General features: G+C 58.9%; 17 protein-coding genes and 1 tRNA gene. 15 read left to right on the forward strand and 3 right to left on the reverse strand.

The genetic code is table 11. From position 1 onward, the window contains the following. Positions 1 to 17: 17 nt before the first annotated feature. The 12 genes from ybgC to nadA all read left to right on the forward strand — a co-directional run bounded on the left by ybgC (position 18) and on the right by nadA (position 9,965). Positions 18 to 461 (forward strand): tol-pal system-associated acyl-CoA thioesterase, encoded by a 444-nt coding sequence (gene ybgC / locus ACL0K2_RS20445; RefSeq protein ID WP_239609804.1) that lies wholly within the window; start codon positions 18 to 20, stop codon positions 459 to 461. Between the two features lie 2 nt (positions 462 to 463). Further along, the gene (gene tolQ, locus ACL0K2_RS20450; RefSeq protein ID WP_025241068.1) at positions 464 to 1,156 is read left to right on the forward strand and encodes a protein TolQ; all 693 of its coding nucleotides are present in this window, start codon (positions 464 to 466) and stop codon (positions 1,154 to 1,156) included. 12 nt (positions 1,157 to 1,168) lie between these two features. After that, complete coding sequence (gene tolR / locus ACL0K2_RS20455; protein WP_413043304.1) at positions 1,169 to 1,621, forward strand: protein TolR; 453 nt, start codon at positions 1,169 to 1,171, stop codon at positions 1,619 to 1,621. Then, complete coding sequence (gene tolA / locus ACL0K2_RS20460; RefSeq protein ID WP_045162830.1) at positions 1,621 to 2,646, forward strand: cell envelope integrity protein TolA; 1,026 nt, start codon at positions 1,621 to 1,623, stop codon at positions 2,644 to 2,646. The genes tolR and tolA overlap by 1 nt, the downstream gene beginning before the upstream one ends. A 38-nt stretch (positions 2,647 to 2,684) precedes the next feature. Then, entirely contained in the window at positions 2,685 to 3,944 is a 1,260-nt protein-coding gene (tolB, locus tag ACL0K2_RS20465; RefSeq protein ID WP_413044498.1) for a Tol-Pal system beta propeller repeat protein TolB, read from the forward strand. 52 nt (positions 3,945 to 3,996) lie between these two features. After that, positions 3,997 to 4,503, forward strand: a complete 507-nt coding sequence (gene pal / locus ACL0K2_RS20470; RefSeq protein ID WP_045162828.1) for a peptidoglycan-associated lipoprotein Pal — start codon at positions 3,997 to 3,999, stop codon at positions 4,501 to 4,503. A 6-nt stretch (positions 4,504 to 4,509) separates the two neighbouring features. After that, complete coding sequence (gene ybgF / locus ACL0K2_RS20475) at positions 4,510 to 5,337, forward strand: tol-pal system protein YbgF (RefSeq protein WP_045162827.1); 828 nt, start codon at positions 4,510 to 4,512, stop codon at positions 5,335 to 5,337. Between the two features lie 124 nt (positions 5,338 to 5,461). Continuing rightward, positions 5,462 to 6,109: a 7-carboxy-7-deazaguanine synthase QueE gene (gene queE / locus ACL0K2_RS20480; RefSeq protein ID WP_045162826.1), complete on the forward strand. Its 648-nt coding sequence runs from the start codon at positions 5,462 to 5,464 to the stop codon at positions 6,107 to 6,109. 60 nt (positions 6,110 to 6,169) lie between these two features. Further along, positions 6,170 to 6,844, forward strand: coding sequence for a 7-cyano-7-deazaguanine synthase QueC (queC, locus tag ACL0K2_RS20485; RefSeq protein WP_413043305.1), 675 nt, complete (start codon positions 6,170 to 6,172; stop codon positions 6,842 to 6,844). 58 nt (positions 6,845 to 6,902) lie between these two features. Continuing rightward, positions 6,903 to 6,978 (forward strand) — tRNA-Lys (locus ACL0K2_RS20490). Between the two features lie 188 nt (positions 6,979 to 7,166). Beyond that, complete coding sequence (locus tag ACL0K2_RS20495; protein WP_413043306.1) at positions 7,167 to 8,666, forward strand: acetyl-CoA hydrolase/transferase family protein; 1,500 nt, start codon at positions 7,167 to 7,169, stop codon at positions 8,664 to 8,666. A gap of 240 nt (positions 8,667 to 8,906) precedes the next feature. Beyond that, positions 8,907 to 9,965 (forward strand): quinolinate synthase NadA, encoded by a 1,059-nt coding sequence (nadA, locus tag ACL0K2_RS20500; protein ID WP_413043307.1) that lies wholly within the window; start codon positions 8,907 to 8,909, stop codon positions 9,963 to 9,965. A gap of 50 nt (positions 9,966 to 10,015) precedes the next feature. Here nadA and ACL0K2_RS20505 read toward each other — a convergent pair whose 3' ends face one another. Further along, positions 10,016 to 11,446: a M48 family metalloprotease gene (locus tag ACL0K2_RS20505; protein ID WP_045162820.1), complete on the reverse strand. Its 1,431-nt coding sequence runs from the start codon at positions 11,444 to 11,446 to the stop codon at positions 10,016 to 10,018. Positions 11,447 to 11,552: 106 nt separating this feature from the next. On the opposite strand from ACL0K2_RS20505, the gene ACL0K2_RS20510 reads away from it, so the two are divergent. Together ACL0K2_RS20510 and ACL0K2_RS20515 are read left to right on the forward strand one after the other, a co-directional pair. Continuing rightward, the gene (locus tag ACL0K2_RS20510) at positions 11,553 to 11,804 is read left to right on the forward strand and encodes a sulfurtransferase TusA family protein (protein ID WP_413043309.1); all 252 of its coding nucleotides are present in this window, start codon (positions 11,553 to 11,555) and stop codon (positions 11,802 to 11,804) included. Between the two features lie 17 nt (positions 11,805 to 11,821). After that, complete coding sequence (locus ACL0K2_RS20515; protein WP_045162818.1) at positions 11,822 to 12,901, forward strand: AI-2E family transporter; 1,080 nt, start codon at positions 11,822 to 11,824, stop codon at positions 12,899 to 12,901. Between the two features lie 31 nt (positions 12,902 to 12,932). On the opposite strand, the gene ACL0K2_RS20520 is transcribed toward ACL0K2_RS20515, so the two are convergent. Beyond that, on the reverse strand, positions 12,933 to 13,406 hold the full coding sequence (locus tag ACL0K2_RS20520) for a peroxiredoxin (protein ID WP_239609787.1): 474 nt from the start codon (positions 13,404 to 13,406) through the stop codon (positions 12,933 to 12,935). A gap of 15 nt (positions 13,407 to 13,421) precedes the next feature. Further along, a complete protein-coding gene (locus tag ACL0K2_RS20525; protein ID WP_025241081.1) occupies positions 13,422 to 13,982 on the reverse strand; it encodes a glycine cleavage system protein R in 561 nt (186 codons plus the stop codon). 219 nt (positions 13,983 to 14,201) lie between these two features. On the opposite strand from ACL0K2_RS20525, the gene dapA reads away from it, so the two are divergent. Continuing rightward, entirely contained in the window at positions 14,202 to 15,080 is an 879-nt protein-coding gene (dapA, locus tag ACL0K2_RS20530) for a 4-hydroxy-tetrahydrodipicolinate synthase (RefSeq protein ID WP_045162816.1), read from the forward strand. The last annotated feature ends 15 nt before the right edge of the window (positions 15,081 to 15,095 follow it).

Raw genomic sequence — 15,095 nt, forward strand, 5'->3', positions numbered from 1 at the left:
CAGGGCCTGGCACTAGTATGCGCGCGGAATCACATGCTCAACCGTTCTCTCACCGGTGTCGCGTCTACTACGAAGACACCGATGCGGGCGGCATCGTTTACTACGTCAATTACCTCAAGTTCATGGAGCGGGCCCGTACCGAGCGGTTGCGCAGCCTGGGTTTCGCCCAGTCGCAGCTGGTGGGTGAAGACCTGCTGTTCGTCGTGCATTCCAGCGAAGCGCGTTACCACGCGCCAGCGAGGCTTGACGATGAATTGCTGGTGTCCGCCGAAGTGGTAGAGACCAAGCGTGCAAGCCTGCGTTTCAAACAGCAGGTGCGGCGAGCGAAGGATGATCTGCTGCTCTGCGAAGGGCAGTTCGTGGTGGCCTGTGTGCGCACCGAGAGTTTGAAACCCCGCCCCATTCCCGAAGCGCTGCGTGCAGCTTTCGCCGGGTCGGGTCTACCCCCAGCAGGAGAGTAAGCGTGGAAGCCAACGTCGATCATATGTCCATGTGGAGCCTGATCAGCAACGCCAGCTTTGTGGTTCAGCTGGTCATGCTGATCCTGGTGGGCGCCTCGGTGACTTCATGGATCATCATCTTTCAGCGCGGCAACATGCTGCGGGCCGCCAAGCGTTCGCTGGATACCTTCGAGGAACGTTTCTGGTCGGGAATCGATCTTTCCAAGCTGTATCGCCAGGCGGGCAGCAACCCGGACCCGGATTCCGGCGTCGAGCAGATCTTTCGGGCCGGCTTCAAGGAATTTTCCCGTCTGCGCCAGCAGCAGGGCGTGGATCCAGATGCAGTGATGGATGGTGTGAACCGCGCGATGCGCGTCGCCATTTCCCGTGAGGAAGAGAAGCTGGATCAGAGTTTGCCGTTCCTCGCCACTGTCGGCTCCACCAGTCCCTATATCGGCCTGTTTGGTACCGTTTGGGGCATCATGAACTCTTTCCGCGGCCTGGCGCAGGTTCAGCAGGCGACCTTGGCCACCGTGGCGCCAGGTATCGCCGAGGCGCTGATCGCCACTGCCATCGGTCTGTTCGCAGCGATTCCAGCGGTCATCGCCTACAACCGCTTCTCGGCGCGTGGCGAAATGCTCATCGGCCGCTATTACACCTTCGCCGATGAGTTCCAGGCGATCCTTCATCGCAAAGTCCACACCACAGAAGATTGAGGCCCACAGGCCATGGCAAGAATTCGCAACAGACGCAAACCTGTCGCTGAGATGAACGTGGTGCCCTACATCGATGTGATGCTGGTGCTGCTGGTGATCTTCATGGTGACCGCGCCGATGCTCAATCAGGGCGTGAAGGTGGACCTGCCCAAGGTCAGCAGCGAAGTCCTGCCTCAGGATAACGATGCGCGCGTGTTGACCATTTCGATCAAGGCGGATAAGACCTACTACTGGAATATCGGTAGCGAGGTGGACACCGAAACCGCGCAGGACAAGGCCTTGACGCTCGACGAGATGACCAAGGCGGTCACTGCGATCATGAACCAGAACCGCAGCCAGGGTAAGCAGGTGCAAGTCTTCGTGCGCGGCGATAAGGCAGTGGATTACGGGTCGGTTATGTCGGCCATGGGTGGACTGCAGGAAGCCGGTGTGGGTAACGTCGGCCTGATCACCGAGGCGCCTTGATGCAACAGTCGGAACGTTCGCGCTCTGAGAGCCTCTACTGGCCCACCATTCTGGCGGTGGGCTTGCACGTCATCATCTTTGGCATGCTGTTCGTCAGCTTCGCCATGACGCCCGAGTTACCACCGTCCAAGCCGATCGTTCAGGCCACCCTGTATCAACTCAAATCCCAAAGCCAGGCGAAAACCCAGACCAACCAGAAGATTGCCGGCGAGGCGCAGAAAACCGCTGCCAAGCAGTACGAAACCGAGCAGATGGAGCAGCGCAAGGTCGAGCAGCAAAAGCAGGCTGCGGCTAAAGCTGCGGAACAAAAAAAGGCCGAGGAGGCTCGAAAGGCCGAGGTAGCGAAGGCCGATGCCGCCAAGAAGGCTGCTGAAGCTCAGAAGGCCGAAGAGGCTAAAAAGGCCGAGCAGAAGAAACAGGCGGATATTGCCAAGAAAAAGGCAGCCGACGAGGCGGAGAAGAAAAAAGCCGCTGAAGAATCGAAGAAGGCTGCGGAAGACGCGAAGAAGAAGGCAGCTGCCGAGGCCGCGAAAAAGAAAGCGGCGGAAGACGCGAAGAAAAAAGCGGCAGCCGAAGCTGCAAAGAAAAAAGCGGCGGAAGAGGCGAAGAAAAAAGCTGCCGCCGAGGCCGCCCGCAAGGCGGCTGAAGATAAGAAAGCGCAAGCGCTGGCCGAGCTGCTGTCCGAAGATACGGAGCGGCAACAGGCCATGGCGGATACGCAGGGCGATCAGGTGGCCGGCAACTTCGATGATCTGATTCGTATGCGTGCTGCAGAGGGTTGGACTCGGCCGCCATCGGCACGAAACAACATGTCGGTTACGCTACGGGTCAACATGCTGCCGGATGGCACCATTACCGGGGTGACGGTTTCGCGTTCGAGCGGTGATTCGCCCTTCGATAATTCCGCGGTCGCAGCAGTAAAGAATATTGGTCGGCTGACCGAGATGCAGGGGCTTTCTGCTCAGGAGTTTCAGCCGTATCGCTCGTTCATGATGACATTTACGCCTGAGGATCTAGCGTTGTGATCAATTACCTTCGAGGTTTTGTCGTTCTTCTTTTATTTGTGCTGGGCAGTGCCGTGGCGCAGGAAAAGAATATTGTGGTTACCAGTGGTACCGATCGCGCGATTCCGATCGCGGTCGTACCGTTTGGCTGGCAAGGCGGTACTGTACTGCCTGAAGACATGGCCGAAATCATCGGCAACGACATGCGCAATACCGGCGTCTTCCAGCCGATCCCGAAGCAGAACATGATCAGCTTGCCAACTCGCGGCAGTGAGATCATTTTTCGTGACTGGAAGGCGCTGGGTGCTCAGTACGTCGTGGTTGGCAATATCGAGCCCTCCGCCGGCAAGCTGCAGATACGCTACGAGGTGTTCAACGTCACCACTGAGCAGCAGGTCATGACGGGCACCGTGGGTGGCGCGCAGGACCAACTGCGCGACATGGCGCACTACGCTGCTGATCAGGCCTTTGAAAAGCTCACAGGCATCAAGGGTGCATTTTCGACACGGCTTCTTTACGTCACCGTTGAACGCCTTGGGGGGGCAAACACGCGCTACACGTTGCAGCGTTCCGACTACGATGGCGCGCGCGCGGTGACCTTGCTGCAATCTCGAGAGCCGATTCTGTCACCACGCTATTCGCCGGATGGCCGCCGTATTGCCTACGTTTCGTTCGAGCAGAAACGCCCCCGCATCTTCATGCAGCACATCGATACCGGTCGTCGTGAGCAGGTCACCAATTTCGAAGGGCTCAACGGTGCGCCGGCATTCTCACCGGATGGCAATCGTCTGGCATTCGTGCTATCGAAAGATGGCAACCCGGAGATTTATGTGATGGACCTCGGGTCGCGCCAGCTGCAGCGGCTCACCAATCACTATGCGATCGATACGGAGCCTTTCTGGGGCGCTGACGGTCGGACTATTTACTTCACCTCGGATCGTGCCGGCAAACCTCAGATCTACAAGCAAAGTCTGGGTAGCAACAATGCCGAACGGGTTACCTTCGTGGGCAACTACAATGCCAATCCGAAACTCTCCGCAGACGAGAAGACCTTGGTCATGATTCATCGTCAGGAGGGCTATACCAACTTCAAGGTAGCGGCGCAGGACCTGCAGCGCGGCAATTTGCGGCTGCTCTCTGACACGAGTTTAGATGAGTCGCCTACTGTTGCGCCTAATGGCACCATGCTAATCTACGCGACCCGCCAGCAGGGCCGGGGAGTCTTGATGCTCGCATCCATTAATGGTCGAGTTAGGCTCCCGCTTCCTACTGCTCAAGGCGAAGTCCGTGAGCCATCGTGGTCCCCTTACCTGAACTGATGCGGTATCAACGCTTTACCTAACCAAAAACACACACCTGGGGTTGTTACACATGGAAATGCTGAAATTCGGTAAGTTCGCTGCGCTGGCTCTGGCTATGGCCGTAGCTGTTGGTTGTTCGTCCAAGGGTGGCGATGACTCTGGCGAAGGTTCATCCGCCATTGATCCGAACGCTGGCTATGGCGCTGACAGCGGTGCCGTCGACGGCAGCATGAGTGGCGAAGAAGCCGCTCTGCGCGCCATCACTACCTTCTACTTCGAATACGACAGTTCTGACCTGAAGCCGGAGGCCATGCGCGCTCTGGACGTTCATGCCAAGGATCTGAAGTCCGCGGGCAACCGTGTAGTGCTGGAAGGCCACACCGACGAGCGTGGTACTCGCGAGTACAACATGGCTCTGGGTGAGCGTCGTTCCAAGGCTGTTCAGCGCTACCTGGTTCTGCAGGGCGTGTCTCCTGCTCAGCTGGAACTGGTCTCCTACGGCGAAGAGCGTCCGGTTGCCATGGGCAACGACGAGCAGTCCTGGGCCCAGAACCGTCGCGTTGAACTGCGTAAGTAATAAGCCATGCTCAAGCACCGTTACGCGCTGACGCTTATTGCACTTGGTCTGCCGCTGTTCGCGGCAGCCCAGGTCCCGGTGGTGGAATACGACTCGCAAACCCAAGGTGGTGCGCCTGAGTCGGGTTACTCCTCCGGGGCGGATACGGGCGGTGCCTATGTCGGGGGCGGAGCGTCTGCTCCGTCCTCGGCGCAGGGTATGCTCTTCGTTCAGCTGCAGCAGATGCAGGAAGAGATCGCGCAGCTGCGCGGTATGCTGGAAGTGCAGCAGAACGAGATCCAGCGCTTGAAGCAAGAAGGGCTGGAGCGTTATCAGGATTTGGACAGTCGCTTGTCGAGCGCCTCATCAGGTGGATCGGCTAGCCAGAATTCTTCAACCGCCGATGCAACGAATGTCGGCGAGTCTGTACGGGTGCCAGCAGGCGCTCCAATGCAAGGCGCGGCGAGTAGTCAGTCGGCTGATCCTGAAAAGGAGAAGCTGTACTACGACGCCGCATTTGATCTGATCAAGGCAAAGGATTTCGAGAAGGCCAGCCAGGCTTTTTCCGCCTTCCTGCGCAAGTATCCCAGCAGTCCATACGCCGGTAATGCGCAGTATTGGCTGGGCGAGGTGAACCTCGCCAAGGGCGATCTGCAGGCAGCCGGCCAGGCTTTTGCCAAGGTCAGTCAGGCGTATCCGCAGCACAATAAGGTGCCGGATTCGCTGTACAAGCTGGCTGACGTCGAGATACGTCTGGGCAACCGGGACAAGGCCAACGGCATTCTGCGTCAGGTCATTGCTGATTATCCGAATAGCTCGGCAGCGCAGTTGGCTCAGCGTCAGCTGAATCGATAAGCCCGATGCCGGTCGCGGCTGTTGAACAAAACCCGCCCCTTGGCGGGTTTTTTCGTTAGAATCGCCGCCCCTTTCCCGCAACGGAGGCGGATGGCCTGTTTAGCCGTCACGCCCGTGGCTGATAATGCAAGATACCCTGCGAATTACCGAGATCTTTTACTCGTTGCAGGGGGAAACGCGTACCAGTGGATTGCCCACTGTATTCGTCCGCCTGACCGGCTGCCCCCTGCGCTGTCAATACTGCGACACAGCCTACGCGTTCAGCGGCGGTCAGGTCATGCCGCTCGAGGCGATTCTTAAGCGGGTCGCTTCCTTTAAACCTCGCTACGTCTGCGTCACTGGCGGTGAGCCCCTGGCTCAACCCAATTGCCTTCCTCTGTTGCGCAGCCTCTGTGATGCCGGCTACGAGGTGTCCCTGGAGACCAGCGGCGCGCTGGATATTTCCGGTACAGACGAACGGGTGAGCCGAGTCGTTGACCTTAAAACGCCGGGCTCCGCCGAAATGGGGCGAAACCTGTACGAGAATATCGGTCAGCTAACAGGCAATGACCAAGTGAAGTTCGTGATCTGCTCGCGCGAGGATTACGACTGGGCTGTGTCCAAACTCATCGAATACAGGCTGGACGCCCGTGTGGGCGAAGTGCTGTTTTCGCCCAGTCACGGTCAAGTCGATGCTCGCTCGCTGGCCGACTGGATCGTCAGTGACAACCTCCCGGTGCGACTGCAGCTTCAGCTGCATAAGATCCTTTGGGCCGACGCACCCGGTCATTGATTCGTTGGGAGCGCCCTTCGTTTTTTCATGGTGCGCCGTTGTTTTCGATAGGTAGGTGTAATGACTGACAAGAAAGCCGTGATTCTTCTCTCTGGCGGGCTCGATTCTGCAACCGTAGTTGCGATGGCCAAGGCACAAGGACACACCTGCTACACCATGAGCTTCGATTATGGTCAACGCCATCGCGCCGAGTTGCAGGCTGCAGAGCGCGTCGCTCGACAGTTGGGCGTGATCGAGCATAAGGTCATCGGCATGAATCTCGATGGTATTGGCGGCTCGGCGCTTACCGATGCCAGCATCGCGGTGCCGGAAGAGACGGGCGAGGGAATCCCTGTCACCTATGTGCCTGCCCGCAATACCGTATTTCTTTCGCTGGCGCTGGGGTGGGCAGAGGTGCTGGGTGCTCGGGACATTTTTATTGGGGTCAATGCAGTCGACTACTCTGGTTACCCCGACTGCCGGCCTGAATTCGTGGAAGCGTTCGAACGCATGGCCAACCTCGCCACGAAGGCTGGGGTAGAAGGGCAAGGCTTTGCCATTCGCGCGCCTTTGCAGAACCTGAGCAAGGCGGAGATCGTTCGTGCCGGTGTCCGGCTGGGGGTCGATTACGCCATGACCGTTTCCTGCTATCAGGCCGACGACGAGGGGCGCGCCTGCGGCAAGTGTGACAGTTGCCGCTTGCGCGCGGCGGGCTTCGAAGAAGCTGGCGTCACGGATCCGACTCGCTATTTCTAAATTCTTTTCCTAAAAAAGTTGATTTAATCAATCAAATCAGTATCATGCGCCCCGCATTGGGTCGTTAGCTCAGTTGGTAGAGCAGTTGGCTTTTAACCAATTGGTCGTAGGTTCGAATCCTACACGACCCACCATATTCCCCAAGCGGGCAAAAGCCGGATACCGATTGGTCATCCGGCTTTTTTATGCCCGTCATCCGCGATGCGAAACGGTTTTATCCCTCGATTTTTATCGTTTTTCACTACGACCTTGGTCTGTGAATGGGTTTAGAACAAACGTAATAGACTGCGACCTCCCGATTGTCCGTTGGTTTGAGGCTCACATGTATTCCGATCGCATTCGCTTGTCCTCTCTGCAGAGCAAGGTCATGAGCGCCCATGAGGCCGCTACTCTTATCCAGGACGGGATGACCGTCGGCATGAGCGGCTTTACCCGCGCAGGTGAGGCCAAGGCAGTGCCTCTGGCACTAATCGATCGGGCAAAGGATGAGAAGCTGAAGATCAGCTTGATTACCGGTGCCAGTCTCGGCAACGACTTGGACGGCAAGATGGCGGCGGCAGGTCTGCTAGCTCGCCGTGGGCCATTCCAGGCGGATGCGACCCTGCGCAAGGCGATCAATCAGGGCGAGGTCATGTTCATCGACCAGCACCTTTCTCACACCGTCGAGCAAATGCGCAACAACCAGATCAAGCGCCCGGACGTCACCATTGTCGAGGCGGTGAGCATCACCGAACAGGGTCATATCGTTCCGACTACCTCTGTGGGCAACTCAGCTAACCTGGCGGTCTTCGCCGATAAGGTTATTGTCGAGCTGAACTACGCGCACAATCCGAACCTGGAAGGGCTGCACGACATCTACTTCCCAGGCGAGCGTCCAAACCGCGGTCCGATCCCGCTGACAAAGGTAGACGACCGCATCGGCACGACCGCTATTCCGATCGATCCGGCCAGGATCGCCGCTATCGTTATTACCGAACATCCAGATTCCTATTCCACCGTCACACCGCCGGATGAAGAAACCCAGGCCATCGCCAATCACCTGGTTGAGTTCTTCAAGAAGGAGGTGGCGGCTGGCCGTTTGCCGTACAACCTCGGTCCGATGCAGGTCGGTATTGGCAATATCGCCAACGCTGTGGTGTGTGGCCTGATCGATTCGCCGTTCGAAGATCTGGTGATGTATTCCGAAGTGCTGCAGGATTGCACTTTCGAGTTGATCGATGCCGGCAAGATGAAGTTTGCTTCGGGCTGCTCGATCACGCTGTCCGAGCGCTGCAACGATCGCGTGTTCGGTAATCTGGAGAAGTACAAGGACAAGTTGGTGCTGCGTCCGCAGGAGATCTCCAACCATCCGGAGCTGGTGCGTCGTCTCGGCATCGTCGGAATCAACACCGCGCTGGAGTTCGACATCTACGGCAACGTCAACTCGACGCATGTTGGCGGTACCAAGATGATGAACGGCATCGGTGGTTCGGGCGACTTCGCTCGTAACGCCAACATGGCCATCTTCGTGACCAAGTCGATTGCCAAGGGCGGCAACATTTCCAGCGTCGTGCCCATGGTTGCGCATGTCGATCACACCGAACACGACGTGGAAATCCTGGTCACCGAGCAGGGGCTGGCCGACCTGCGTGGGCTGGCACCGCGCGAGCGTGCACGCGTGATTATCGACAACTGCGTGCATCCGTCCTACCGCGAGGCGCTGAATCAGTATTTCGACGGCGCATGCGATCGGGGTGGCCAGACGCCCCACATGCTGCGTGAGGCCATGCAATGGCACATCAACCTGGAAGAACGTGGCCACATGCTCAAATACGAGCGGTGACATGAACAAAACCGCCGGCTGATGCCGGCGGTTTTCATTTGGGCAACCCAGAATGCATGGCCTGGCACCCCCTCGCTTTCCCTTTTGCAAAGGCTTCGGCTAGTATTCTTGCCCCTTGAGCGGGCACGAAGGTGAAGTCTGCATATCGCGCTACCTCTCCCTTTTGCCTCGTCCGAGCCATCCGGTTGACCGGGTATGCTCGGCGCTTCGTGCAATAACGAGCTTTGCAGGACCGCGAACATGACGCAGATACCCGAACGTATTCTTGTGCAGGCTCATCTGGCGGCCAAGCAGCCAAAGCCGCTGACGCCCGAACAGGAAGCGCAATTGCGCAATGATATTGCCGTCGAGTTGAAACGGCAGAACGCGGTACTCGTGGCGCATTACTACACCGATCCGGTAATCCAGTCGCTAGCCGAGGAGACCGGTGGCTGTGTTTCCGACTCGCTGGAAATGGCCAGGTTCGGCAATGAGCATTCTGCGCAGACGGTTGTGGTTGCTGGCGTCAAGTTCATGGGTGAGACGGCAAAAATTCTCAACCCTGAAAAGCGCGTGCTGATGCCCACCCTGGATGCCACCTGTTCGTTGGATCTCGGCTGCCCGGTCGAGGAGTTCTCCGCGTTCTGCGATCAGCATCCCGAGCGCACCGTGGTCGTCTATGCCAACACCTCCGCGGCGGTGAAGGCGCGGGCTGACTGGGTGGTGACCTCAAGCTGTGCGCTGGAAATCGTCGAGAGTCTGATGGACAACGGCGAAAAGGTCATCTGGGCACCCGACAAGCATCTTGGGAGCTATGTGCAGCGGGAGACCGGCGCCGATATGCTGTTGTGGGATGGCGCCTGCATCGTCCACGAAGAGTTCAAGGCGAAACAGCTGGAGGATATGAAAGCGCTGTATCCGGATGCTGCCGTTCTGGTTCATCCCGAGTCGCCTGAATCGGTCATTGCGCTGGCGGATGCCGTCGGCTCCACCAGTCAGTTGATCAAGGCGGCGCAGACGCTGGCCAATCCAACCTTCATCGTCGCCACCGACCGCGGCATTTTCTACAAGATGCAGCAGCTCTGCCCAGACAAGGAATTCATCGAGGCGCCAACGGCGGGCAGCGGCGCCGCTTGTCGCAGCTGCGCCCATTGCCCGTGGATGGCGATGAATACGCTTGAACGCACCCTGGCTTGTCTGCGCACCGGCAGCAACGAGATCTTTGTCGATCCAGCGCTGATTCCACGCGCGATCAAACCGCTCAAGCGCATGCTGGATTTCACCCAGGCCGCGCGTATCAAGCAGGCTGGCAACGCCTGAGGTAACGGCATCCGTAGCTTTGCAAACGGCGCCTTTCGGCGCCGCATGATTCAGCGCAGCATGTCCTCGACCATTCGCTTCTCTTCGATCAGCTGCTTCTGCCGAGCGTCGATACGTGCGGCTGTCTGGAAGTTGCTCGAGCGACGTTTGGCGAAGTCCAGCTGTTCGATGGCCTGGTCGTAGTCGCCGACCAGTGCGAAATATTCCGCACGCCCCTGATGCAAGCCGATGATGTTTCCGGTGAGCCCACGGATCTCCGAAACCTGATACCAGATGTCCGGATCCTTGGGGCGAGCTTCAACCAAGGCATCCAGTTCCCGCTCGGCCTCCTGCAGCTTGTTTTCCTTGATCAGCAGATCGATGTTTGTCTGGCGCACGGGGTAGCTGCCGGGATACAGGCGGAGCAGCGTTTGGGTGCGCGCGCGCGCGGCGGCAAGGCGGTTGGCGGTGATGTCCAATTCAACCTGAGCCAGGTTGTAGGTGGCGTCATCTGGCTCCTTCGCCAGCAATGGCTGGAGATTGTCGGCAGCTTCCTTGAGCTGGCCGCTCTTGATCTGGGCCAATGCCAGGCCGTAGCGGGCCGCGTCGAGGTTTTCATCTTCGCTGAGCATGGCCCGGAAGCGCTTGGCGCTGACGCCCGGCGTGGTCTCGAACTTCAGATCCACTCGCGCGCGCATCAGTTGGTAGCGCAGGCTGTCCTCAACGCCGCCCGTGGGGTACTGCTCGGCGCGGTTTTTGGTATCAGCGATACGTGACTCGGTAACCGGGTGGGTCAACAGGAATTCCGGCGGTTTCTGGTCATAACGATACTGGCGCATCAAGCGGCCGAACATCTGCGGCATGGCGCGCGGATCATAGCCGGCTCGTTCGAGATTGAGGATACCGATGCGGTCGGCTTCCTGTTCGTTCTGCCGGGAAAAGCGTCGTTGTGCCTGGATCGCAGCGGCCTGGGTGGAAACGATCGCGGCGATGCCGGCGTCACCCGCGCCAGCGGCAGCCGCTACCACCCCAGCGAGCATTGCCGCCATCAATGGGAGCTGCATGCGTTTTTGCTCTTCCAGGCCGCGGGCGAAATGGCGCTGGGACAAGTGCGCCAATTCGTGTGCCAGGACCGAGGCGTATTCTGCTTCAGTCTGGGCATGCAGAAACAAGCCGCCGTTGACGCCGATAATGCCGCCCGGTGCGGCGAAGGCGTTCAGTTGCGGGCTGTCGAGCAGCACGAATTCCAGCCGGCGATCCTGTAGCTGACTGCTCTCGGCCAGCCGGTAGACGCTGCGTTCCAGGTAGTCCTTCAGCAGCGGATCCGACAGCTGCGGGACCTGCCCGCGCAACAGGCTGAGCCAGGCACGGCCGAGTTGGTGTTCTTGTTCCGGCGAGACGATGCCCGAGCTGGAGTCGCCGAGGGAGGGTAGATCATTGGCCACGGCTGGCTGCCCGATCAGGCATGCCAGCGTCAGCAGAGTAGGGCGCAGCAATTTCATCCAGACTGGCTCTTGAAAGCAGGAACGTTACTGTAGCCTTGTGCCAGGGTAACTGGCCAGGGGCGGGGGCAGGTCGGTATCCTGCGCTTCTTTCAAGGAGACCAATATGATCCAACAGAGTGTGCCCGACACCGTCTGCGATGCCGAGCTGGACGCCGTCGGGTTGCAATGTCCGATGCCTCTGCTGAAGGCGAAGCTTGAACTCAATCGACTGGCCAGCGGCCAGATATTGAAGGTCACCGCAACCGATCCGGGCTCGCAGCGGGATTTTCGCAGTTTCGCCAAGTTGTCCGGTCACGCGCTGTTGCGTGAAGAAGCCGGCGATGGCCTCTATCGTTACTGGCTGCGCAAGGCCTGAAGTTTCTAAGGAAAGATATGCTCAACGTACTACGCAGCTGGATCCATCGCTATTTCTCGGACGAGGAGGCCGTGGTTCTGGCTGTATTGTTGGTGGTCGCCTTTGCTGTGGTGCTGACGCTGGGCGACATGCTCGCGCCAGTCCTCGCAGGGCTGGTGCTGGCGTTTCTGATGCAAGGGCTGGTCGGTGCGCTGGAGCGCGTCAGGATCCCGCATCTGGTGGCTGTCTGGTTGGTGTTCCTGATGTTCGTCGGGGCGCTCACGGTCTGCATGCTGTTCCTGGTGCCCTTGGTCTGGCAGCAGGTGCTGACCCTGTTCAACGAATTGCCCCGGATGCTAGTGGAGTGGCAGTCCCTGTTGCTGCTCCTGCCCGAGCGTTATCCGCAGCTGTTGACCGAAGAGCAGGTGCTGCGTGGCATCGATTTCATGCGGGGTGAGGTAGGCCGCTACGGTCAGACAGTGCTGACGTCGTCGCTGTCCAGTCTGCCGTTGCTGCTGACCCTGATGATCTATCTGATCCTGGTACCGATTCTGGTGTTCTTTTTCCTCAAGGATCGCCAGCAGATCGGTGACTGGCTGAGTGGCTACCTGCCACGTGAGCGGGCGCTGATCACGCAGGTATCCCAGGAAATGAACGTGCAGATCGCCAACTACATTCGGGGCAAGGCGATCGAGATTCTGATATGCGGTGCAGTGTCGTACGCAGTCTTCGCAGTGCTGGGGCTCAACTACGCTGCATTGTTGGCGCTGCTGGTGGGTGTGTCCGTGGTGGTGCCTTATATCGGTGCCACGGTGGTGACCATCCCCATCGCCTTGATCGGATTGTTTCAGTGGGGGCTGGGTGATCAGTTCATCTATCTGATGGTGGCCTACGCGATCATCCAGGCGCTGGACGGCAACGTTCTGGTGCCTCTGCTGTTCTCCGAAGCTGTCAATCTGCACCCGGTGGCCATCATTTGCTCGGTTCTGCTGTTCGGCGGGCTTTGGGGCTTCTGGGGGGTCTTCTTTGCGATACCCCTGGCGACCTTGTTCAAGGCGGTGCTATACGCCTGGCCGCGTAGACCGCCCACGGTCCCGGTCGTGGAAAGCGTGAGCTAGAACGAAAAAGGCCGGCTTGCCGGCCTTTCTCTTATTTTAGATGCAGCGTCTGAGCAGCCTGCAAAACGGCTTCGACATGCCCGGGTACTTTCACGCCTCGCCATGCCTGACGTAGCACGCCGTCGCGGTCGATCAGAAAGGTGCTGCGATCTACGCCCAAGTATTCCTTGCCGTAGAGCTTCTTAAGCTTGATCACGTCGAACAGTTGGCAGAGCTGTTCATCCTTGTCGGAGATGAGCTCGAAGGGAAATCCCTGCTTGGCCTTGAAGTTCTCATGCGTTCTCAGGCTGTCCCGTGAGACGCCGAAGACCTGCGTGTTGGCTTCGCCGAAGGCGCCGTGCAGATCGCGGAACCCCTGGCCTTCGGTGGTGCAACCTGGCGTGTTGTCCTTCGGGTAGAAGTAGAGCACGACCTGCTTGCCCTTCAGCATTTCGGAGCTGACCTGGATGCCACCAGTGGCCTGAGCCTGGAAGGGAGGAACGGGTTGATCGACTTCAACGGGCATTTGCGGGTTTCCTTATCAAGGGTTCTGCGGGCGCCAGGGCTCTATCAGGGCGTCCAGATTCAGCGCGTCGGCAAAGTCCAGAAACTGATCACGCAGCCAGCTGATCTGCGTGCCCGCCGGCAGCGTGACGGTCAATGTCGCGTTGAGCATCGTGCCGCCGGTCTGGGGCGCCTGATAGGTGTCGCAAGTCAGGCTCTCGAGCTCGACACGGTGGTCGATAAAGAACTGGCACAGCTCATTGAGGATGTCCGGGCGGTATACCGAGCTGACATAGGCCACATAGGGTAGCGCTTGCGGGCGAACTTCCAATGCTTCGCTGCGTACCACATTGGTGGTGAATTCGTGCTTCTTGGCCAGGGCAGGCAGCGCGGTCTCCATGCGGGCGAGGGCGTCCCAGGTTCCGGTGATTTCCAGAACCAGCGCGCAGCACTCACCATGGCGGGTCAAGCGCGTACTGACCACGGCACAGCGATTCTCGTTGCTGGCTCGGCAAAGCACATTGGTGAGCGCCATCGGGCTGCGGCCCATGGCGCTGATGACGAGAAACTGTTCTCGGGGTACTGGGGGGGTGGACATGCAAGTTCCTGGCGGTGATGAATCGGTCGGCCAGCCAAGCCGAAAACGGCTAAGGGTAGCGAAAAGCATCGCCAGAGGGAATGCGTGCGCAGGCAAGCATCGCTAAAGGGCCCGGTTAGCGTCTGATCGCTCCGACGGCAGGATGCATCTAGCGTACTCGCAAAGCGCTCAGGAGCCTTGTACCATTACGCCTCTCTTTTTCCGGCAGGAGTGGGTTGCATGATTGCGGGCAGTATGGTGGCGCTGGTCACTCCCATGGACGCGCAAGGCGCTATTGATTGGGATAGCCTGAGCAAGCTGGTGGACTTCCATCTGCAGGAAGGCACCAATGCAATCGTTGCGGTCGGTACCACTGGCGAATCGGCAACGCTCGAAGTTCCTGAGCACATCGAGGTGATCCGCCGCGTGGTGGATCAGGTCAACGGCCGTATTCCGGTTATTGCCGGCACCGGTGCCAACTCCACTCGCGAAGCCGTCGAACTGACTGAAAATGCCAAAGCGGCAGGTGCCGATGCGTGTCTGCTGGTCACGCCGTATTACAACAAGCCGACCCAGGAAGGCATGTATCTGCACTTCCGACATATCGCCGAAGCTGTGGCGATTCCGCAAATTCTCTACAACGTGCCTGGTCGCACCGCCTGCGACATGCTGCCGGAAACCGTCGAGCGCCTGTCCAAGGTGGCGAACATCGTCGGCATCAAGGAAGCGACCGGTGACCTCAAGCGCGGCCAGGAGGTGCTCGATCGCGTCAGCACGGATTTCCTCGTCTATTCCGGCGACGACGCCACGGCAGTCGAGCTGATGTTGATGGGCGGCAAGGGCAATATTTCCGTTACCGCCAACGTCGCACCTCGTGCGATGAGTGAGCTGTGCGCCGCCGCCATTGCCGGCGATGTGGAAAAGGCTCGCGCCATCAACGCGTTGCTGATGCCGCTGCATCAGAGCTTGTTCCTCGAGGCCAATCCGATCCCGGTGAAGTGGGCGTTGCACGAGATGGGCCTGATGCAGGACGGTATTCGCTTGCCCCTGACCTGGCTCAGCCAGCGTTGCCAGGAGCCGCTTCGCGATGCAATGCGTCAATCCGGTGTGCTGGCCTGAACAGTATCCGGTGTA

The organism is Pseudomonas sp. YJ42, from assembly GCF_047225135.1.
Taxonomy (GTDB): domain Bacteria; phylum Pseudomonadota; class Gammaproteobacteria; order Pseudomonadales; family Pseudomonadaceae; genus Stutzerimonas; species Stutzerimonas stutzeri_E.

Excerpts from the sequence above, each read along its gene's own strand:
- ybgC (WP_239609804.1), top strand. The coding sequence starts at position 18 with ATGCGCGCGGAATCACATGCTCAACCGTTCTCTCACCGGTGTCGCGTC.
- tolR (WP_413043304.1), top strand. The coding sequence starts at position 1,169 with ATGGCAAGAATTCGCAACAGACGCAAACCTGTCGCTGAGATGAACGTG.
- tolA (WP_045162830.1), top strand. The coding sequence starts at position 1,621 with ATGCAACAGTCGGAACGTTCGCGCTCTGAGAGCCTCTACTGGCCCACC.
- pal (WP_045162828.1), top strand. The coding sequence starts at position 3,997 with ATGGAAATGCTGAAATTCGGTAAGTTCGCTGCGCTGGCTCTGGCTATG.
- ybgF (WP_045162827.1), top strand. The coding sequence starts at position 4,510 with ATGCTCAAGCACCGTTACGCGCTGACGCTTATTGCACTTGGTCTGCCG.
- queE (WP_045162826.1), top strand. The coding sequence starts at position 5,462 with ATGCAAGATACCCTGCGAATTACCGAGATCTTTTACTCGTTGCAGGGG.
- queC (WP_413043305.1), top strand. The coding sequence starts at position 6,170 with ATGACTGACAAGAAAGCCGTGATTCTTCTCTCTGGCGGGCTCGATTCT.
- ACL0K2_RS20495 (WP_413043306.1), top strand. The coding sequence starts at position 7,167 with ATGTATTCCGATCGCATTCGCTTGTCCTCTCTGCAGAGCAAGGTCATG.
- nadA (WP_413043307.1), top strand. The coding sequence starts at position 8,907 with ATGACGCAGATACCCGAACGTATTCTTGTGCAGGCTCATCTGGCGGCC.
- ACL0K2_RS20505 (WP_045162820.1), bottom strand. The coding sequence starts at position 11,446 with ATGAAATTGCTGCGCCCTACTCTGCTGACGCTGGCATGCCTGATCGGG.
- ACL0K2_RS20510 (WP_413043309.1), top strand. The coding sequence starts at position 11,553 with ATGATCCAACAGAGTGTGCCCGACACCGTCTGCGATGCCGAGCTGGAC.
- ACL0K2_RS20515 (WP_045162818.1), top strand. The coding sequence starts at position 11,822 with ATGCTCAACGTACTACGCAGCTGGATCCATCGCTATTTCTCGGACGAG.
- ACL0K2_RS20520 (WP_239609787.1), bottom strand. The coding sequence starts at position 13,406 with ATGCCCGTTGAAGTCGATCAACCCGTTCCTCCCTTCCAGGCTCAGGCC.
- ACL0K2_RS20525 (WP_025241081.1), bottom strand. The coding sequence starts at position 13,982 with ATGTCCACCCCCCCAGTACCCCGAGAACAGTTTCTCGTCATCAGCGCC.
- dapA (WP_045162816.1), top strand. The coding sequence starts at position 14,202 with ATGATTGCGGGCAGTATGGTGGCGCTGGTCACTCCCATGGACGCGCAA.